Origin of the sequence: Xanthomonas maliensis, assembly GCF_009192945.1 — a bacterium.
Taxonomy (GTDB): domain Bacteria; phylum Pseudomonadota; class Gammaproteobacteria; order Xanthomonadales; family Xanthomonadaceae; genus Xanthomonas; species Xanthomonas maliensis.
Genome location: NZ_NSET01000044.1, coordinates 29,691 through 51,066, shown reverse-complemented (window position 1 = coordinate 51,066; position 21,376 = coordinate 29,691). Strand labels below are relative to the sequence as shown.

The 21,376-nt window shown below is 67.1% G+C and carries 9 protein-coding genes and 1 pseudogene; all 10 read left to right on the top strand.

Annotated elements, in window-relative coordinates; genetic code table 11:
* Positions 1-76: 76 nt before the first annotated feature.
* The gene (acnD, locus tag CKY51_RS13395) at positions 77-2,671 is read left to right on the top strand and encodes a Fe/S-dependent 2-methylisocitrate dehydratase AcnD (protein ID WP_022974621.1); all 2,595 of its coding nucleotides are present in this window, start codon (positions 77-79) and stop codon (positions 2,669-2,671) included.
* Between the two features lie 182 nt (positions 2,672-2,853).
* Positions 2,854-4,053: a 2-methylaconitate cis-trans isomerase PrpF gene (prpF, locus tag CKY51_RS13390; RefSeq protein WP_022974620.1), complete on the top strand. Its 1,200-nt coding sequence runs from the start codon at positions 2,854-2,856 to the stop codon at positions 4,051-4,053.
* A gap of 194 nt (positions 4,054-4,247) precedes the next feature.
* Positions 4,248-6,464, top strand: a complete 2,217-nt coding sequence (locus CKY51_RS13385; RefSeq protein ID WP_152249354.1) for a TonB-dependent receptor — start codon at positions 4,248-4,250, stop codon at positions 6,462-6,464.
* 82 nt (positions 6,465-6,546) lie between these two features.
* A complete protein-coding gene (locus CKY51_RS13380) occupies positions 6,547-7,566 on the top strand; it encodes a nucleoside hydrolase (RefSeq protein WP_238319599.1) in 1,020 nt (339 codons plus the stop codon).
* 151 nt (positions 7,567-7,717) lie between these two features.
* Positions 7,718-12,631 carry an alpha-2-macroglobulin family protein gene (locus tag CKY51_RS13375; RefSeq protein WP_022974617.1) on the top strand — a complete coding sequence of 1,638 codons (4,914 nt, stop codon included), beginning with the start codon at positions 7,718-7,720 and terminating at the stop codon, positions 12,629-12,631.
* A 340-nt stretch (positions 12,632-12,971) separates the two neighbouring features.
* A pseudogene (locus CKY51_RS13370) lies at positions 12,972-15,728 on the top strand (TonB-dependent receptor); the annotation flags it as partial.
* 38 nt (positions 15,729-15,766) lie between these two features.
* Positions 15,767-16,717 (top strand): glycerophosphodiester phosphodiesterase family protein, encoded by a 951-nt coding sequence (locus CKY51_RS13365; protein WP_022974613.1) that lies wholly within the window; start codon positions 15,767-15,769, stop codon positions 16,715-16,717.
* A 319-nt stretch (positions 16,718-17,036) separates the two neighbouring features.
* Complete coding sequence (locus tag CKY51_RS13360) at positions 17,037-18,116, top strand: efflux RND transporter periplasmic adaptor subunit (protein ID WP_238319597.1); 1,080 nt, start codon at positions 17,037-17,039, stop codon at positions 18,114-18,116.
* 19 nt (positions 18,117-18,135) lie between these two features.
* The gene (locus tag CKY51_RS13355; RefSeq protein WP_022974611.1) at positions 18,136-18,912 is read left to right on the top strand and encodes an ABC transporter ATP-binding protein; all 777 of its coding nucleotides are present in this window, start codon (positions 18,136-18,138) and stop codon (positions 18,910-18,912) included.
* Complete coding sequence (locus tag CKY51_RS13350; protein ID WP_152249352.1) at positions 18,909-21,347, top strand: ADOP family duplicated permease; 2,439 nt, start codon at positions 18,909-18,911, stop codon at positions 21,345-21,347. The genes CKY51_RS13355 and CKY51_RS13350 overlap by 4 nt, the downstream gene beginning before the upstream one ends.
* The last annotated feature ends 29 nt before the right edge of the window (positions 21,348-21,376 follow it).

Here is a 21,376-nt window from a genome sequence, read left to right as displayed (position 1 = left end):
GTGAATAGCAATACCCGCAACAGAGCCCGCAACAGACTCCGCAATAGACCCCGCCCGCTTTGTGATATCGCTAGCCATGAATAGCCAGTACCGCACGCCCTTGCCGGGCACTTCCCTGGACTACTTCGATGCGCGCGACGCGGTCGATGCGCTGCAGCCTGGCGCCTACGCCACGCTGCCGTACACCGCCCGTGTGCATGCCGAAAACCTGGTGCGTCGCGCCGAACCGCAGCGGCTGCAGGAGTACCTGCGGCAGCTGATCGAGCGCCGGCGCGATCTGGATTTCCCGTGGTTCCCGGGGCGGGTGGTCTGCCATGACATCCTCGGCCAGACCGCGTTGGTGGACCTGGCCGGCTTGCGCGACGCCATCGCCGAGCAGGGCGGGGATCCGGCCCAGGTCAATCCGGTGGTGCCGGTGCAATTGATCGTCGACCACTCGCTGGCGGTCGAGTATCCCGGCTCCGATCCGCAAGCATTCGCGCGCAACCGCGCGGTCGAGGACCGGCGCAATGCCGATCGCTTCCATTTCATCGAATGGACCAAGCGCGCGTTCGAGAACGTGGAGGTGATTCCGCCGGGTAACGGGATCATGCACCAGATCAATCTGGAGAAGATGTCGCCAGTCATCGATGTGCGCGACGGTGTCGCCTTCCCGGACACCTGTGTGGGCACCGATAGCCACACGCCGCATGTGGATGCGCTGGGCGTGATCGCGGTGGGCGTGGGCGGCCTGGAAGCGGAAAACGTGATGCTGGGGCGCGCCTCGTGGATGCGGCTGCCGGACATCGTCGGCGTGGAACTGCTGGGGCGGCCGGCGGCGGGCATCACCGCCACCGATATCGTGCTTGCGCTGACCGAATTCCTGCGCCAGCAGCGCGTGGTCGGTGCTTATCTGGAGTTCTATGGCGCCGGCGCCAGCGCGCTGACCATCGGCGATCGCGCGACCATCTCCAATATGACGCCGGAATTTGGCGCCACCGCGGCGATGTTCTATATCGACCAGCAGACCCTGGACTATCTGCGCCTGACCGGTCGCGAGGACAGCCAGGTGGCGCTGGTGGAGGCCTATGCGCGCCAGGCCGGGCTCTGGGCCGACGCGCTGGTCGACGCGCAGTACGAGCGCGTGCTGCAGTTCGATCTGTCGAGCGTGGTGCGCAACATGGCCGGTCCCTCCAATCCGCACAAGCGCGTGGCCACCACCGCGCTGGCCAGTGCCGGCATCGCTGGCCAGTGGGACGACGTGCCTGGGCAGATGCCGGACGGCGCAGTGATCATCGCCGCGATCACCTCGTGCACGAATACTTCCAATCCGCGCAACGTGATTGCCGCCGGCCTGCTGGCGCGCAACGCCAATGCACGCGGACTCACCCGCAAGCCCTGGGTCAAGAGTTCGCTGGCGCCCGGCTCCAAGGCGGTGCAGCTGTACCTGGAAGAAGCCGGTCTGCTGGGCGAGCTGGAACGCCTGGGCTTTGGCATCGTCGCTTTCGCCTGCACTACCTGCAACGGCATGAGCGGTGCGCTGGATCCGGCGATTCAGCAGGAGATCATCGACCGCGATCTGTATGCGACTGCGGTGTTGTCGGGCAATCGCAATTTCGATGGCCGCATCCATCCGTATGCCAAGCAGGCATTCCTGGCCTCGCCGCCGCTGGTGGTGGCCTATGCCATCGCCGGCACCGTGCGCTTCGATATCGAAAAGGACGTGCTTGGCATCGATGCCGATGGCGTGCCGGTGACCTTGCAGGACCTGTGGCCCAGCGATGCGGAGATCGATGCGGTGGTGGCGCGCAGCGTCAGGCCGGAGCATTTCCGCAGCGTCTACGCGCCGATGTTCGCGCGCCCGGCCGGGCAGGGCGCGCGGGTCAGCCCGTTGTACGACTGGCGGCCGATGAGTACCTACATCCGCCGACCGCCGTACTGGGAAGGTGCGCTGGCCGGGCAGCGCACCTTGCAAGGCATGCGGCCGCTGGCGGTGCTTGGCGATAACATCACCACCGACCATCTGTCGCCGTCCAACGCCATTCTCGCCAGCAGCGCCGCAGGCGAGTATCTGGCCAGCATGGGCGTGCCGGAAGAGGACTTCAATTCCTACGCCACCCATCGCGGCGACCATCTGACCGCTCAGCGCGCCACCTTCGCCAATCCGAAGTTGATCAACGAAATGGCGGTGGTCGATGGCCAGGTGAAGCAGGGTTCGCTGGCGCGCCTGGAACCGGAGGGGCAGGTGCTGCGCATGTGGGAGGCGATCGAGACTTACATGCAACGCAAGCAGCCGTTGATCATCATCGCTGGTGCCGACTACGGCCAGGGCTCCTCGCGCGACTGGGCGGCCAAGGGTGTGCGCCTGGCCGGTGTGGAGGCGATCGTGGCCGAGGGCTTCGAGCGGATCCATCGCACCAATCTGATCGGTATGGGTGTGTTGCCGTTGGAGTTCAAGCCGGGCAGCAACCGCACCACGCTGGCGATCGATGGCAGCGAGACGTTCGATGTTCTCGGTGCACGCACGCCCGGCGCGACGCTGACGCTGTGCCTCCACCGCCGCGATGGTACCCAGCTGCAGGTGCCGGTGACGTGCCGCCTGGATACGGCCGAGGAGGTGTCCATCTACGAAGCCGGCGGCGTGTTGCAACGCTTTGCGCAGGATTTTCTGGAAGCGAGCAAGGCAGCCTAGGGCACGACCACAGCAGGCAGCCCGGTCGCGATGGTCAAGCGCCGATGGCCTCCCTGCCATTGGCGCGCCGCGCATGTTGCGCCACTGTCTGGCCGCTGCCTGCCGAGGGATCGCCACGCAGCATCGCTGTCTTCAAGCCGTCTCTCACCGCCGCGACGTACGTCATCCCCGAGGAACCTCCCATGTCATTCGCCCCGCAACTCCGCATTCCTGCCACCTACGTGCGTGGCGGTACCAGCAAGGGCGTGTTCTTCCGCCTGCAGGACCTGCCTGTCGCCGCACAGCAGCCCGGGCTGGCACGCGACGCGCTATTGATGCGGGTGATCGGCAGCCCCGATCCCTATGGCAAGCAGATCGATGGCATGGGCGGTGCGACCTCGAGCACCAGCAAGACGGTGATCGTGGCGGCGAGCGCGCGCGCCGCGCATGACGTGGACTATCTGTTCGGGCAGGTCGCCATCGACAGTGCGTTCGTCGACTGGAGCGGCAACTGCGGCAATCTGTCGGCCGCGGTCGGGCCGTTCGCGATCGCCAATGGCCTGGTGGATGCGGCGCGCATCCCGCGCGATGGGGTCGCCACGGTGCGGATCTGGCAGGCCAATATCGGCAAGACCATCATCGCCCATGTGCCGATGCGCGGCGGGCAGGTGCAGGAGAGCGGCGACTTCGAACTGGATGGCGTGACCTTCCCGGCCGCCGAAGTGCAGCTGGAATTCCTCGACCCCGCCGACGAAGGCGAGGGCGAGGGGGGAGCGATGTTTCCGACCGGCAACCTGGTCGACCGGCTGGAGGTGCCCGGCTTGGGCACGATCGATGCAACCTTGATCAACGCCGGCATCCCGACCATCTTCGTCAACGCGCGCGACCTGGGATACACCGGCACCGAGCTGCAGGATGCGATCAACAGCGATCCGCGTGCGCTGACGATGTTCGAAACCCTGCGTGCCCACGGTGCGGTGCGGATGGGGCTGATTGGCCGGGTCGAGGACGCCGCCACGCGCCAGCACACACCGAAGGTGGCGTTCGTCGCACCGCCGGCCGATTACACCGCCTCCAGCGGCAAGCCGGTGCGCGCCGGCGAGATCGACCTGCTGGTCAGGGCCATGTCGATGGGCAAGCTACATCACGCGATGATGGGCACGGCAGCGGTGGCGATCGGCACCGCCGCTGCCATCCCAGGCACCTTGGTCAACCTGGCGGCAGGCGGCGCCGATCGGTCGGCGGTACGTTTCGGCCATCCGTCCGGCGCGCTGCGGGTGGGCGCGGAAGCGGCCCTGGTCGATGGTCAGTGGCAAGTGACCAAGGCGGTGATGAGCCGCAGTGCGCGCGTCCTGATGGAGGGCTGGGTGCGGGTTCCGGCGGCGAGCGTTTCAGCGGACTGAGATGTACCGAGGCATGACCTGTGACGGGTGTAGCGGAGTGGCTAGCAGAAGAGTGTTGCAATAATTAGAGCGGCTCGGCGCATTTGGGAAGATTTTTCGTACGCGGGCTGCCTTAATTGTGTAAAACGTGTTAATTCTGTTGCATTGCGGCATACAGCCTCAGCCGCCTCACCACCTGCCTCCGGAGTCTTTCCATGTCGCCCATCAGGTCGCTTCAGGTCAGCGCGCTTGCCGTTGCCGTCGCTTCCCTTCTTCCGTTCCATGCCGCTGCTCAGCAGGCCTCCAGCGACGACGGCGTCGTGCGCCTGGATGCAGTCAAGGTGACGGTCGAGCGCCGCTCGGAAGATTCCAAGTCGGTGCCGGTATCGGCCTCGGTGTTGCGGCCGGAATATCTGGACGTCATGTCCACCAGCGGCTCGGATATCCGCGTGCTGGCCGGCAAGGCGCCCAGCCTGAACATCGAATCGTCCAACGGCCGTGTGTTCCCGCGCGTCTATATCCGCGGCTACGGCAATACCGATTTCAATACCTATGCCTCGCAGCCGGTGTCGCTGATCTATGACGACGTGGTGCAGGAAAACGCCTTCCTGAAGGGCTTCCCGATCTTCGACCTGGAGGGCCTGGAAGTGCTGCGCGGCCCGCAGGGTACCTTGTTCGGCCGCAACACGCCGGCCGGCGTGGTCAAGTTCAATTCGGTCAAGCCGACCATCGGCGCCAACGACGGCTACGCCAGCCTGTCCTACGGCACCTACGGCACGATGACGCTGGAAAGCGGTCTCAGCATCGCCATGGGCGACCACTGGGCGGCGCGCCTGTCCACGCTGGGCCAGCGCCGCGACGGCTGGGTGGAGAACCGCGACGGCCGCGATCTGGAAGGCTATACCGATTCGGCCGTGCGTCTGCAGCTGCTGTACCAGGCCAGCGACGACTTCAGCGCGCTGTTCAACGCGCATGCGCGTCACCTCGACGGCACCGCGCGGCTGTTCCGCGCCAACATCTTCAAGCCGGGCACCAACCAGCTGGTAGACGGCTTCGATCCGGAGAAGTCCGAGATCGACGGCGGCAACCAACAGGAACTGCAGACCTACGGCGGCAGCGCCAACCTGACCTGGGACCTGGGCGATATCGCCCTGCATTCGATCACCGCGTATGAGGGCATCGGCAAGTACTACAGCCGTGGCGACATCGACGGTGGCTACGGCGCGGTGTTCGCACCGCCGTCCGGCCCGGGCGTGATCCCGTTCCCGGTGGAGACCGCCGGCGGCATCAAAAGCCTGGACCAGTACAGCCAGGAACTGCGTGCCGAATCGCAGTACAGCGGCCCGCTCAACTGGCAGGCCGGTCTGTACTACTTCCATGACGACGTGGAAGGCGAAAACTACACCTACAACACGCTCAGCGGCGGCGATCTGGCCAGCTACCAGCTGACCCGCCAGCGCAATACCTCGTGGGCGGCGTTCGGCTCGTTGAACTATGCGGCCAGCGATCGCCTCAACCTGCGGGCCGGTATCCGCTACACCTACGACAAGAAGACCTTCGACGTGCTGGCGCTGGATCGCGTCACCCTGCAGACCCCGTCCAACGGCGAGACCGACAACTCCAAGGTCACCGGCGACCTGGCCGCGACGTTCGTGCTCAACGACAACGTCAACGTCTACGCACGTGCCGCGCGCGGTTTCCGCGGCGCCAGCTTCGGCGTGCCGTCGGCCACCGCGCCGCTGACCGTGGCGCAGCCGGAGACGGTGGATTCGTTCGAAGTCGGCATCAAGTCCGACCTGTTCGACAATCGTGCGCGGCTGAGCTTCGATGTCTACGATTTCCGGGTCAAGAACCAGCAACTGACCGCGGTGGGCGGCGCCTCCAACGACATCCGCCTGCTCAATGCCGACAAGACCAAGGCGCGCGGCGCCGAGTTCGACTTCGAGGCGCTGATCACCCAGAACCTGCGGGTGACCGCTGGCGGCGCCTACAACTGGACCCGTATCGACGATCCGGGCTTGTCGGTGGGCATCTGCCGCACCTGCACCGTGACCGACCCGATCAATGCCGCCGGCCGTGCGGAGATCGACGGCAATGCGCTGCCGCAGGCGGCCAAGTGGATGGCCAATGCCACCTTGCGTTACGGCATCCCGCTGAGCGATGCCAGCGAGCTGTTCTTCTACACCGACTGGTCCTACCGCAGCGAAGTCAATTTCTTCCTGTACGACTCGCGCGAGTTCGTCGGCCAGCCGCTGGTCGAAGGCGGCGCCAAGATCGGTTACAGCTGGGATGCGGGTGCCTACGAGGTGTCGGTGTTCTGCCGCAACTGCACCAACCAGATCCGCGCCACCGGTGCGATCGACTTCAACAACCTCACCGGCTTCATCAACGATCCGCGCATCGTCGGTGCGCAGTTCCGCGCCAACTTCTGATCCTGGCGTGGTGTGAGGCAAGCGAACCGCCGGCTATCCTGCCGGCGGTTTTTTTATGCAGCGAGGCAGGGCGATGGGCGGGATGCAGACGAACAGGTGGGTGCTGGCGGCAATGTGCTGGCTGGCCGGCGCGGCCGCCGCGCAGGCACCGGTGGCCACCACCCCGGCGGACGAGGCCGGCGCGCCCGGCTTCGAGCGGGTGGTGGTGTCCACCGATATCGGCGATGACATCGACGATGCCTTCGCGCTGGGGCTGCTGCTGCGCAGCCCGCAGTTGCAGGTGCTGGGGATCGCCTCGGCCTGGGGCGACACCCCCCTGCGCGTGCGCCTGTTGCAACGCTTGTTGCAGCAGGCCGGGCGCGGCGAGGTGCCGCTGGCGATCGGGATGCCGACCACCAGCAGCATCCCCTTCAGCCAGGCGCGCTGGGCCGCGCAGGGCAGGTTGCCGCGCGCGCTGCCGCAGGCATCGGCGTTCATCCTGCAGCAGGCACGCCGCTATCCGGGGCAGGTCACCGTATTGGTGCTTGGCCCGATGACCGACGTGGCGCTGGCGCAGCAACGCGACCCGGCTGGCTTCGCCAAGCTCAAACGCATCGTGGCGATGGGGGGTTCGGTACGCGTCGGCTATGGCAAGTCGCCGTATCGCCCGGCCAGCCCGCCGGCGGCCGAGTACAACATCCTGGCCGACGTGCCTGCGGCCCAGCGCGTGTTCGCCGCCGGCGTGCCGATCGTGCTGATGCCGTTGGACGCCACCCAGCTGCCGTTGGAGGAACCGGAGCGGATCGCCTTGTTCGCGCATGGCGACGGCCTGACCGACGCGCTGACCCAGCTCTATTACCAATGGCGCAATACCGACCAGCCCTGGGCCAGCGCCACCCCGACCCTGTTCGATGTGGTGCCGGTGGCCTGGCTGCTGGATCCCAGCGTCTGCCCGACGACGCCGTTGCATCTGGACGTCGATGCCCAGGGCTATACCCGCGAAGGCCCGGGCGCAGCCAATGTGCAGGCCTGCCTGCGGCCCGACCGCCCGGGACTGACCGCCTTGTACATGCGCCAGCTGCTGCGCGGAGGCGACACCACGCCAGCACCGCCAGCCGAATGACACGCCGGCAGGCGATACGCCTATCGGCCGCGTGGATAGGGGCGACCGCTGCTGTCGGCAGTCGCCGCCGCCACGTCGGAACGCCAGTGCGACTGGCTATACTGCCGTCTTCCATCAACGGACGGCGGATATGGACAGGCAGCGATCAGGGATGAAGCGGTCGGCGACGCGGCTGCTGCTGTGGCTGGTGATGCTCGCGCTGGCGATCGGCAGCGTTGCCTGCCGGCGCAACGAGAGCGGCCAGCTGCCGGCGGCCAGCGGCCAGGCCATCAAGGCCGATCGGCAGGCGATCAGTGGCTTCGCGCTGGCACGCGCCTATCCCGACGAGTCCAGCGACGGCGTTGCGCTGGCACTGGAATTCACTCGCCCGCTGGTCGGCACGCAGGATTTCGATGCGCTGGTGCGCTTCGAGGAAAAGGTCGGCAACGGCGACAGCAGCTGGTCGCTGTCGGAAGACGGCAAGACCCTGCGCTATCCGTATGTGGAAGCGGCCAAGGATTACACGGTGGTGATCGACGCCAACCTGGTGGCCGCCGACGGCAGCCGCCTGGGCAAGCAGATCAAGCAGAAGGTCTATACCGGCGCGCTCAAGCCGGTGGTCGGTTTCGCCTCGCAGGGCAGCGTGCTGCCGGCGCGCGAGAGCCGTGGCCTGCCGGTGGTATCGGTGAACGTGCCGGAAGTGGACGTGGAGTTCCTGCGCGTGCGCGAAAGCGCGCTGCCGGCGTTCTTCCAGCATTTCCAGCGTGGCGGCCGGCGCGGCAGCTGGGAGCTGGAGAGTGAGTACAACGATCGCGTGCCGCTGTCCAAGCTGGCCGATCCGGTCTACGTCAATCGTTTCATCCTTGGCGGCAAGCAGAACGAGCGCGTGCTGACCTATCTGCCGACCCAGGACATCAAGCAGTTGCAGGAGCCGGGGCTGTACTTCGCCGTGCTCAAGCGCGCCGGCAGCTTCGACAATGCCTACGAAACCGCCTTCTTCACCGTCAGCGACATCGGCCTGCACACCCGCGCCTACAAGGACAAGCTGTTCGTGCACACCGCCTCGCTGCAGAGCGGTGAGGCGGTCAAGAACGTGGAGCTGCGGGTGCTCGATGCCAAGGGCGAAACAGTGCTCAAGGGCACCACCGACGCCAACGGCAATGCGCTGCTGAACTACACGCTGGATGCCAGCCAGGTGCTGGTGGCGCGCAGCAAGACCGATCTGTCGCTGCTGCCGTTCAACCAGCCGGCGCTGGATCTGAGCGAGTTCGCGGTGGCCGGGCGGCAGAACGCCTGGTTCGATGTCTTCGCCTGGTCCGGACGCGACCTGTATCGGCCGGGCGAAACGCTGCGGGTGTCGGCCATCCTGCGCGACAACGACGGCAAGCCGACCAAGGGGCCGGGCAAGGGCGGCCAGCCGGTGTTCCTGCGGCTCAAGCAGCCCGACGGCAAGACTTTCCGCGAGACTCGCTTGCAGCCCGGCGAGCAGGGCTATTTCGAGTTCACCCAACGGATTCCGGACGATGCCCCGACCGGGCGCTGGCAGGTGGAATTCCGCACCGACCCGGCCAGCAACGAGGCGGTGCAGGGCATGACCGTGCGGGTGGAGGAATTCCTGCCCGAACGCATGAAGCTGGACCTGGACAGCCCGCAGAAGACGTTGACCGGTGGCCAGCCGCTCAAGCTGGTGGCCAATGCCGCCTATCTGTACGGCGCGCCCGCGCAGGGCAACCGCTTCACCGCCAAGCTCGCCGTCAGCGTCGAGCAGCACCCGCTGGAATCGCTGCCGGGCTGGTTCTTCGGCGATCCCACGCTGGAGCTGCCGCGCGAGGCCAAGGACGTGATCGACACCGAACTGGGCAGCGACGGCGTGCTGCGCGAGGACATCGCCTTGCCGGCCGAGGCCAAGCCGGTCAGCACGATCGCCGCGGTCGTTTCCGGCAGCGTCTACGAGACCGGTGGCCGTACCGTCACCCGCACGCTCAAGCGCGTGCTGTGGCCGGCCAAGGCCTTGGTCGGCATTCGCCCGTTGTTCGACGATGCCGATGGCGCCGACGCCAATGCCGCGGCGCGCTTCGAGATCACCCGCGTCGATGCCGACGGCAAGCCGCAGCCGGCCAAGGGCCTGAAGGCCACCTTGGTCCGCGAACTGCGCGACTACCACTGGAACTACACCGACGATCATTGGGATTACGACTTCACCCGTCGCTTCGAGAACAAGGAGACGCGCACGCTCGACATCGCCGACGGCACCGTCAAACTCGATGTGCCGGTGGAGTGGGGCGAGTACCGGCTGGATGTGTTCGACCCGAGCACCGGGCTGACCACCCGCTATCCGTTCCGCGCCGGCTGGAGTTGGAACGACGAAAACCGCGGCCTGGATGCGCGGCCGGACAAGGTCAAGCTGGCGTTGGACAAGACCGCCTATCGCGCCGGCGACACGCTGAGCGTCACCCTGACCCCGCCGCATCCCGGCAAGGGCGTGCTGTTGGTGGAAAGCGACACGCTGCTGTACGTGCAGGACATCGACGTCAAGGCCGGCAGTCGCTTCGAGATCCCGGTGACCGAGGCCTGGGAGCGTCACGATGTCTATGTCACCGCACTGGTGTTCCGCGGCGGCAGCGCACCGAGCAAGATCACTCCGGCGCGTGCGCTGGGCGTGGCGCACGTGCCGATGGACCGCAAGGCACGGCGGGTAGCCGTTGGCCTGTCGGCAACCAAGCAGATGCGTCCGCAGCAGCCGTTGGCGGTGACCGTGAGCGTGCCGGAGCTGGCCGGCACCGCGGCCCATGTCACGGTCTCGGCGGTGGATGTGGGCATTCTCAACATCACCCGCTTCCCGGTGCCCGATGCCAACGCGCAGTTCTTCGCGCAGCGCCGCCTGGCCACCGATGCCTACGATATCTACGGCCGGGTCATCGAAAGCTTCGACGGCGCCAGCGGCAAGCTCAAGTTCGGCGGCGACATGGCGCTGGAGGCGTTGCCGCAGGCCAAGCGGCCGACCGCGCGCGTGCAGACGGTGGACCTGTTCTCCGGTGCGGTGAAGCTCGACGCCAAGGGCAATGCGCGTGTGCAGCTAGCGGTGCCGGATTTCAACGGCACCTTGCGGGTATCGGCGCTGGTGTATTCCGATACGCGCTACGGCAATCGTGACATGGAAACCATCGTGCGCGCGCCGATCCTGGCCGAAGCCAGCATGCCGCGGGTGATGGCGCCCGGCGACCGCAGCACGGTGACGCTGGACGTGCAGAACTTCACCGGCAAGCCCGGCGAGTTCAGCGTGCACGTGGATGCCAGCGGCCCGCTGGCGATCGGCGAGCCGAGCCGCAGCCTCAAGCTGGGCGTGGACGCCAAGCAGACCTTGAACTTCCCGCTGACCGCCACCGAGGGTTACGGCGTGGCCAAGCTGCGCGTGCGGGTGGAGGGCAACGGCAACAAGGCCGATCGCAGCTACGACCTGCCGGTGCGCGCCGGCTGGCCGCAGGTATTGCGGGCGCAGACCCGCGTGCTCGATCCGCTGGCGCCTGTGACCCTGGACAGCGGCATCGCCGACGGCCTGATGGCCGGCTCGGTGACCGCGCGCATGGTGGTCAGCCCGTTGCCGCCGATCCCGTTCGCCAGTGCCTTGCAGGGCGCGCTGGAGTATCCGTACGGCTGTGCCGAGCAGACCACCAGCAAGGGTTATGCGGCATTGCTGCTGGATGATGTGACCGCGCGCGCACTGGGCACCAAGGGGCTGGATGCGAGCAAGCGTCGCGAGCGCATGGAAGGCGCATTCGGTCGCCTGGCCTCGATGCAGATCGCCAGCGGGCACTTCTCGATGTGGGGCGACGATGGCTACGTCAATCCGGGCCTGACGCCCTACATCGCCGAATTCCTGCTCGATGCCAAGCAGGCTGGCTTTGCGGTGCCGGACAATGTGCTGCAGAAGGCGCTCAACCGCCTCAGCGAGGACCTGCTGTCCGGTGGCAACGAGTTCTATGGCCACGATCGTCGCGAAAACCTCAAATTCGCCAACCAGGCCTGGTCCGGCTACGTGTTGGCACGGGTCAACCGCGCACCGCTGGGCACCTTGCGCGCGCTCTACGACAACCAGCGCGACAAGGCGCTGACCGGGTTGTCGCTGGTGCATCTGGGGGTGGCGCTGTCGCTGCAGGGCGATAGCAAGCGCGGCGAGGCGGCGATCAAGGCTGGGTTTGCCAAGGACAGCGGTGAGCGTCCGCGCTACTTCGGCGATTACGGCAGCGCCATCCGCGACGATGCGTTGATGATGGCGATCCTGCACGAACGTGGATTGTCCAAGCCCGAGTACGACGCCCGCGCGGTCGCCTTGGGCCGCGCGCTGGACGCGCGTCGCGCGTCGGGCTGGCTGTGGCTGAGCACGCAGGAGCAGGTGGCGCTGGCGCGGCTGGGCAAGGCCTTGATGGTCGGCCAGGGCAAGCAGGTGGCTGGCAGCCTGACAGTGGATGGGCAGACCGAGCAGGTTGCCCCGGCGCGCCTGTTCGCACGCAGCTTCGACAGTGCCGCGCTGGCGCGTGGCGTGCAGTTCGTTCCGCAGGGCGAAGCGCCGATGTATGCCAGCCTGGAAGTTGCCGGCATTCCGCGCAGCGCTCCGGAACCGGACACGCGCAATCTCAGTGTGGAACGCAGCTGGTACACCACCGACGGCAAGCCGTGGACACCGGGCCCGCTCAAGGAAGGCGAGGCGCTGATCGTGCGCGTCAGCATCACCGCCAACGAGGACATGCCCGACGCCTTGTTGACCGACCTGTTGCCGGCCGGGCTGGAGATCGAAAACTTCAACCTGGGCGATGCCAAGCAGTGGGCCGACGTGGTGGTCGACGGCATCGGTATCAGCGAGCGCTCCAGCGCTGCCGACGTCAAGCACGAGGAGTTCCGCGACGACCGCTACGTGGCGGCGCTGGCGCTGTCCTCGGGCAGCAAGGCTCAGCTGTACTACCTGGTGCGCGCGGTCACGCCAGGCACCTACACGGTGCCGCCGTCGCTGGTGGAAGACATGTATCGACCCGAGTTGCGTGGGGTTGGGCGTGGCGCTCCCAGTGCCATCACGGTGGTGCAGCCGTAACACCGTGCGTATCGCGGCCGGCATTGCCGGCCGCGATACGCGATCGCCGCGATTCGCAAATGCGGCGATGGTTGCGTTGTGCTTCGCCTGCGGCGACGTGATCGCGCGCTGTCTTGTGGTTGTATTGGCGCTGCCGCAGGAGCGTCATTCGGGCTGACTACGGTTGCCGACTTCGTCACAGAAACGGCGCCTGGCGCGCACGCCCCACTCCATGCAGTGTTCCGTTCCGCGTCATCGATCCGTCACCGTGCTTGCCGCGGCCATCGTCATGGCCATGTCCACCGCTCAGGCGCAATCCAATACGTCATCCCCGGCGATCCAGGCGAGCGCAGAGGTAGTGGCTGCCACCGATGCGACTGCCGCTTCCGCGTCGCCGACGAGCGCGGTGCAGACGCTCGATGCGATGCAGGTCACCGGTGTGCGTCGCGCCAACGCGGCTGCGGTGGAGAGCAAGCGTGCGGCCACCAATATCACCGACGTGATCAGCGCCACCGACGTGCGCGCGCTGCCCGACAGCACCATCGTCGAGGCCTTGCGGCGCGTGCCCGGCCTGTCGGTCTTGCCGGCCACCGACAACGAACACCCGCGCGACGAGGCGGCCACGCCGGTGCTGCGTGGCCTGGGGCCGTCCTACAACAACGTCACCATCGACGGCTTGACCATCGCCTCGCCAGGCACGCCCAATGGCACGCTGGGGTCGATCACCCGCGGCGTGCGGCTGGATCTGTTGCCGGCGTCGATGGTCAGCGAACTGCAGGTGGTCAAGACCTTTACCCCGGACCTGGATCCCAACGCCACCGGCGGTGCGATCAATCTGAAGACGCGCAGTGCCTTCGAGCTCGGCGGCAAGCCGTTCTTCAGTGCCGATGCTGCCCTGGGCCACGCCAACGATGTCGGCAGGCCGCGCCATCAGGACGACCCGGGTTATCGCCTCAATGCCACCGGCAGCCGTACGTTTGGCAGCGAGCAGCAATACGGTGTGACCGTCTCGGCCAACTATCAGACCCTGAGCAGCTATACCGAGACCCATATGACCACCGACACGGTGCATTACGGGTTCTACGACGCCAACGGCGTGCTGCAGACCGGCAGCAACCTCGGCAATGGTTGGGCGGTGCCGCAGCAGGACAAATATTGGTACGTGCAGGACCAGCGCGACCGCTACGGCGTCACCGCCAAGTTCGAGGCCCGTCCCAGCGCGGCGCTGGAAGCGTATGCGCTGGCCGGCTATTACGTGTTCAAGGACAACATGCAGCGCAACGAGGTCATCATCGACCCGCGCAATCGCAACCAGGTCTTCGACCAGACCGCGACCTCCGGCCGCTATCCCGGTGGCGACATCGAGGTCGGTTATTCCAACCAGATCACCACCACCCGGACCAAGGTCGCGCAATTGGGCACCCTGTGGCGGCCAACCGATCGTCAACAGCTCTCCGTGCGCGGGTCCTGGTCCGACGCGACCTACGAGGAGCCGATCCGCATGATCAAGTACGCCACCGGCATCACCCGCCCGGCGGCCGTGCCGGTGGGCCAGACCGGCAATGGCGTGACCCTGCATGCCACGCCGAACTACGCCTTCGACTACGACACCTCCCAACTCAACCAGCGCTTTGCGGTGTCGCCGCAGGCCTACGACAATCTCGACAACTACAGCCTGTCGTACTGGCGCCCGGACTACCAACGCAACGCCGCCGATCGCATCCTCACCGGTCGCCTCGATTACGGCTTCAACCAGGGCGAGAGCGACCAGGGCTTCGGCATGGCCGCCGGCATCGCCTATACCACCGACAAGCCGTCCTTCGATATCTATCGGGTGGAATACCAGCCCAATGCCAGCGCACCCGCACTGGGTCTGCGCGATGTCGTCGGCAGCGGACGCGCGCCGATGCGCTATGTCGGCCTCAACCTGTTGACGATCGATCCGGACAAGGCCAACCGCGTGCTTGCGGCGACGCCGTTGAGCGCCTTCAACAGTACCGACCAGTCGGCCTTCAGCAACCAGGACAACTTCACCCACACCGAGAACATCTTCGGCAGCTACGGATTGCTCAGCTATCGTGCCGAGCGTTTCAACTTGCAGGCTGGCCTGCATTACGACAGTACGCGCATCGAGACGGTGGGGCGGCGGCGCCAGCTCGATGCCGCCAGCCAGCAGTACGTCTATGTCGACGATCCTACGCGCTCCAGCTATGGCTACCTGTTGCCCTCGGCGATCTTGACCTACCACCTGAACGATGCGCTGGACCTGCGCGTGGGCGCCAGCCGCACGTTGGGGCGACCTCCTTACGACGCTTACGCCGCGCGCACCTCGATCGGTTTCGTCAACACCAGCGATGCCGGTAACCCCAATGCGCAGGGCGTCACCGTCACCCTCGGCAATCCGGACATCAAACCGCGCGTGTCCAACAATCTCGACCTCTCGCTGGAGTGGCGCCTGCCTGGCGATTTCGACGGTTTCCTGTCGGCGGCGATATTCGACAAGCACATCGAGGACGAGATCTTCACGCTCTCGCGCACCGACCGCTTCACCTTCGATGGCACCACCTATGCCAATGCGTTGATCAGCACGCCGGCCAACGCCTCCAAGGCGCAGATCCGCGGCGTTGAATTCAACGTCATCCTCAACACGTTGGAGCCACTGGCGCCCTGGCTGCGCGGATTCGGCGTCAGCGCCAATCTAGCCCTGCTCGATGGCAGTCTGCAGGTGCCCTACAGCATCGGCAGCGGCACCACCCTCAGCCAGCAAACACGCACGCTGGATAATTTGGTCGGCCAGCCGGACAACACCGCCAACGCGACGCTGTTCTATAACACCGGTGGTCTGGAGCTGCGGCTGGCATACAACCGCCAGGGCAAGGCACTACGCTCCATCGTCAGCAACGTCGATTGGCAGGATCTGTACTGGTCGCCGCGCACGCAACTGGACTTTTCGGCCACCTATGCGGTCAGCAAGCAACTCAGCGTGATCGGCCAGATCGGCAATCTCACCCATAGTCGCATCACCAGCGTGACCGGGCCGGGCGAGAACCTGCTGAAGGACAGCTATTCGGTCCCGACCACTTACTGGGTCGGCCTGCGCTTCACGCCTTCCCTCTAAAGGCATTCCCTCCTTTCCTCCTGCGGATTCCTGTTGCCATGAAGTCCTTCCTGTTGCCGCTGCTATTGCTGGTCACTGCCCTGGCCGACCCCGCCGCGATGGCGGCCAATGCTGGGGCCGGCACGGCGATCCAGGCACGCCTGGCCAATCCCGACGGCGGGATCTTCGTCGTCGCCCATCGCGGCTGCCATAACCCTGCGCCCGCGCACGGCTTTGCTGGTCATGCGCCGGAGAACTCGCTGGCTGGCCTGGAGCGCTGCGTAGCGATAGGCGTGGACATGCTTGAAACCGACATTCGCCGCGCCGCCGATGGCACCTTGGTGATGTTCCACGACGCCACGGTCGAGCGCACCACCGACGGCAGCGGCAAGGTCGCGGAACTGACCTGGGCGCAGCTGTCGCAACTGCGGCTGCGCGATGACGAAGGCGGCGCCGATGCCGCACTCACCGACCAGCATCCGCTGCGCCTGGAGCAGATGCTGGCGGCGGCCAAGGGCCGCATCATGCTCAATCTGGACGTCAAGGCGCCGATCTACGCGGAAGTGGCGGACGCGGTACGGCGCGCCGGCATGGAGCGCCAGGTCGTGCTCAAGACCGAGGTCGGCGTGTACAGCCAGCCGCTGGCGACGCTGCCGCCGTTCGACCGCATCAACTTCACGCCGATACTGCTCAATCCGCCGGGCAGCGATGACCTGCTGAAGACCTTGCGCACCCAGATGGGCGGCAAGGTACGGCCGGTGGCGATCGAGCTGCCGCGGATACCCGCCGAACAGCTACCGGCGCTGGCCGCGCTGGCCAAGCAGCAGCATGTGCGGTTGCTGGTCAACACGCTGTGGGATGGCTTCGTTGCCGGTTACGGCGGCGACGCCGATGCGGTGCGCGATCCGGATGCGGTATGGGGCCGGCTGCACCGCGCCGGCATCAGCGCGTTCCAGACCGACGAACCCGAAACGCTGCTGCGCTACCGCGCGTCGCTCGAGCAACGCTGAGCACAGGCGTCGCCGCGCAACCGTCCGGAATCGGTCGCTGCGCGTCCACTTGCGGACGCTGTGCCCGTGACCGGCAGACACGCTGTGTAGCGGTTTCAATGACTTATCGCGCTTTTCGACCTGGCATGCGGCCTGCTTTGCAATGGCCATGGATATCGCGAAGTCTCCGCAGCGTTCGTTCTGGCGCCATCGTCGCCGCTGGCTGTCACTGGCCGCAGGCGTCACTGTCCTCGTTGCAGTGGTGGTGCTCGGCGCCGGCCGCGCTGCGCCGCGAGTGGCACGCAGCGAGCTATGGATCGATGCGGCCACGCGCGGCGAGATGCGCCGCGAAATCCGTGCCAACGGCGTGCTGGTGCCGCGGCAGATCCGCTGGATCACCGCCGGCGCCCCGGCGACCGTGCAGCAGCAAGCAGTCGATGCCGGTGCGCGGGTCCAGGCCGATACGCTGATCCTGCAGCTGCGCAATCCCGAGCTGGACGCGGCACTGGATCGCGCCCGCGCTGCGCTGAGCGCTGCCGACGCCGACCTGGCCGCATTGCGCGCGGCGTTGGCGTCGCAGTTGCTGGACCAACGGGCGCTGCAGGCCCAGGCCGCGTCCGATCTGCAGATCGCACAGGTCAAGGCACAAGCCTATCGGCGCGGTCACGCCGGTGGCGCCATCTCGGCAATCGACCTGACCCAAAGCGAGATCGTCGAAGCACAGCAGCGCGGCCGCGCCGCCATCGAGACCCAGCGCGTGGCTGCATTCCGACAGAACATGGCCGCGCAAATGCGGGCATCGCAGGCGCGCCGCGCGCAGGCCGCCAGTGCGCTGGCCATCGCCACGCAACAGGCGGCGTCGTTGCAGGTGCGCGCCGGTAGCGACGGCATCCTGCAGCAGGTGGAAGTGGAACCGGGCCAGCGCGTGGAAGCCGGTGCCAAGCTGGCGCGGGTCGCGCGCCCGGACGATCTGCTGGCGCGCTTGCAGGTGCCCGAGGTGTTGGCCAAGGACGTGATCGACGGACTGCCGGTGGCGGTGGATACGCACAATGGTGTGGTGCGCGGGCAGGTGGCGCGGATCGACCCGGCGGTGCGCAGCGGCAGCGTGGTGGTCGACGTGCGGCTGGCGCCACCACTGCCGCCGGGTGCGCGTCCGGACCTGTCGGTGGACGGTCGCATCCTGCTCGGCACCCTGCGCGATGTGGTCAGCATTCCGCGTCCGGCACTGGCCGTTCCCAACACCGCCGGCACGTTGTTCGTGCTGCGCGACGGTGGCGATCGCGCGCAGCGCACCCGCGTCCGCTTCGGCGCCGCCTCCAGCGATCGCATCGAAGTCCGTGCCGGCCTGGGTGCCGGCGAGCAGGTCGTGCTGTCCGATACCAGCCAATGGAACGCCGACGACACCTTGCGCTTACGCTAGCGCCATCAGGAGAGACCGCATGACCGCCATTGCCGTATCCGTCCCTGCGACCGAGCCGCTGATCCGACTGCACGGCTTGAGCAAGGTGTTCCATACCGACGAAGTGGAGACCCACGCGCTGGCCGAGATCGCGCTGGAAGTGGAACGCGGCGATTTCATCGCCATCACCGGGCCGTCGGGCTGCGGCAAATCCACCCTGCTGTCGATCCTGGGCCTGCTCGATGCGCCCAGCAGCGGCAGCTATCAGCTCAATGGCCGTCGCGTCGCCGAGCTCGATGCGGTCGGCCGTGCGCGCATCCGCAATGCCGAGATCGGCTTCATCTTCCAGGCCTTCAATCTGATTGCCGACCTTACCGTCGAGGAGAACGTGGCGCTCCCGCTGACCTACCGCGACGGTGCCGAGCGCGGCAGGATCCGCCAGCGCGTACGCGAGGTACTGGAGTTGGTCGGCATGCATCATCGCCACAAGCACTATCCAGGGCAGTTGTCCGGCGGCCAGCAGCAGCGCGTGGCGGTGGCGCGCGCGCTGGCCGGTAACCCGTCGATCCTGCTGGCCGATGAGCCCACCGGCAACCTCGACAGCCATAACGGCGAGGCGGTCATGCAACTGCTGGAACAACTGCACGACAACGGCACGACGCTGTGCATGGTCACCCACGATGGGGCATTTGCGCGGCGCGCCCAGCGCATCGTGCACATGCTCGATGGACGCATCGTCGACGAGGACAGCTTCGAACGCCTGCGTCACGCCCAGGACATCACGCTGCCGCTGCGCCCGGTGGAGCAGGCGCGATGAGCGCCGTCCTGTACTGGACCGAGGCGCGCCAATCCTGGCGCGCGCTCGCACGCAAGCCAGGCTACCTGCTGCTGGCGATGCTGACCCTGGCGCTGGGCGTGGCCACCACCACCACGGTGTTCGCGCTGCTCGACCAGGCTTTGCTCAAGCCACTGCCGTTTCCGCAGCCGCAGCAGCTGGTCACCCTGGGACAGGCCGACGGCGGCAGCAACGTCGCCGCACCCGGCTATTACCCCGTGCTGCGGCAGATGGCCGGCATACAGGCCATCGGCATCGCGCGCGGCTTTCCGGTGCCGACCAATATCGCGCGTGGCGGTACCAGCGAGGTGGTCCAGGCGATCAGCGCCGATGCGGGCTTCCTGCACACCCTCGGCCTGCCGATGGCGACCGGACGCAACTTCAATGCAGAGGAGAGCCGGCCCGGCGGGCCGCAGGCGGTGATCCTGGGGTATCGCTTCTGGCTGCGCTATTTCGGCGGCGATCCGGCGACGGTGGGACGCACGCTGCAGGTGGAGGGTGTGCCGGTGCAGATCGTCGGCGTGCTGCCGGCAGACTTTCCCTGGGCGCAACCGTTCGATCTGATCCGCAACATGCAGCCGGACCTTGCCACGACCAATCTGTCCACCAACGAAGTCATCATTGCGCGGCTGCGGCCCGGTGTCAGCGTGGAGGCCGCATCCGCGCAGACCGCGGTGGTGATCAAGCGCTTGCTGCGCAACAACCCGCACATGGACGACGCCTGGTGGCAGAGCCTGCAGCGGCAGCCGCCGAACGCGTTGCCGCTGCAGGACAGCCTGTACACCTCCTACAGCGGCAACACGCTGTGGCTGTTCTTCGCCGCAGCGTGCTGCGTGCTGTCGATCGCGGCGATCAACCTGACCAGCCTGATGCTGCTACGCGCGCTGGGGCGCGGCCACGACAGTGCGGTGCGCGCTGCGCTCGGTGCGCCGTGGATGCGACTGAACCTGCCGGCATTGGCCGAAGGCGTGCTGATCGGTGCGCTCGGCAGCCTGGCCGGGTTGGCGCTGGCCTGGCTCGGCCTGCGATTGCTCGGTGGCTGGGTGCCGTTGTTGTGGATGCGCGGCGAGCCGGCGCACCTGACCGGCAGCAGCGCGCTGTTCGCTTTGTTCGCCGGCGGCGCCACCGCGCTGCTGGCTGCGGCGCTGGGCATCGTGCGCGGGCGTCGCCGCAACCTGGTCGCGGAACTGGCTGGCGGCGGTCGCGGCGGCTGGAGCCTGCAGGCCGGCCGCATCGGTCGCATGCTCGTCGTCGCGCAGGTGGCCATCGCCGTGGTGCTGCTGATCGCCGCGGCGCTGTTCATGCGCACCCTGCAGCAGCTGGCGCAGGTACCGATGGGCTTCGAGAGTCGCTCGGCGGTGGTTTTCACCCTGGCGCCGGTGAAGGAGCGTTACGCCACGGCGCAAGCCGCGGTGGAGCAGACCCGGCGCATCGTCGCACGGCTGCAGCAGGTGCCAGGCATCGAACGGGTCGGCGTATCGAGCAATCCGCCGACGGCAACGCGGCTGAGCTGGAGCGTGGAGGTGGATGGCATGCCCATGGTCAACAGCCAGTACCGGATGGCCACGCCGGACTTCCTGGAGGTGTTCCGCATCCCGCTGCTGGCCGGGCGCGGCATCGCCGACGGCGACGTGGCCGGTGCCGAGAAGGTGTGCCTGGTCAGCGCCACATTCGCCGCGCGTTACCTGCATAGGCAGCCGCTTGGCAAGATCGTCAGCGTCCCCGACGACGGCGGCGATCAGCGGATGTCGATGCGCGTGGTCGGCGTGGTTGGCGACGTACGCCACACCAGCCCGGCCGAGCCGCCGGAGCCGATGGTGTACCAACCGCTGGCGCAGATGAGCGAACCGATGTGGCAGATCATGCGCGGTTTCGGCGCCCTGACCTATGCGGTGAGGTTGCGCGCAGGTGCGCTGGGTGCCGACGAGCGTGCGTTGCGTGCGGCGGTCGACGAAGTGGCACCGCAGCAGCCAATTGCCGATCTGCAGCCGATGCAGGTGCTGGTGGCCACCACCACCGACGAGCAGAAGCTCAATCTGCTGCTGGTAGGCTTGTTCGCGGGATTGGCGTTGCTGCTGGCGGCGGTCGGCCTTTACGCCGTGATGGCAGTGGCGGTGGCCGCGCGGCAGCACGAGTTCGGCGTGCGTGCCGCACTCGGCGCGCCGCCGGCCCGGTTGCGCCAGCAGGTGCTGTACGAAGCCGGCCTGCAGATCGGCGTCGGCTTGCTGCTCGGCCTGGGCGTGGCGATGGCGCTGTCGCGGCTGCTGCAGCGCTTCCTGTTCGAGGTGCGCGTGGCCGACCCGCTGGCGATCGGCACGGTGTTGCTGGTGTTGGCGGCCGCCGGTCTGCTCGCTGCGCTGGCGCCGGCGCAGCGTGCGGCGCGGGTGCCGCCAATGCAGGCCTTGCGCGCCGAATGAGCCGCTCGCTCAACCTCGGCACGCGCGTC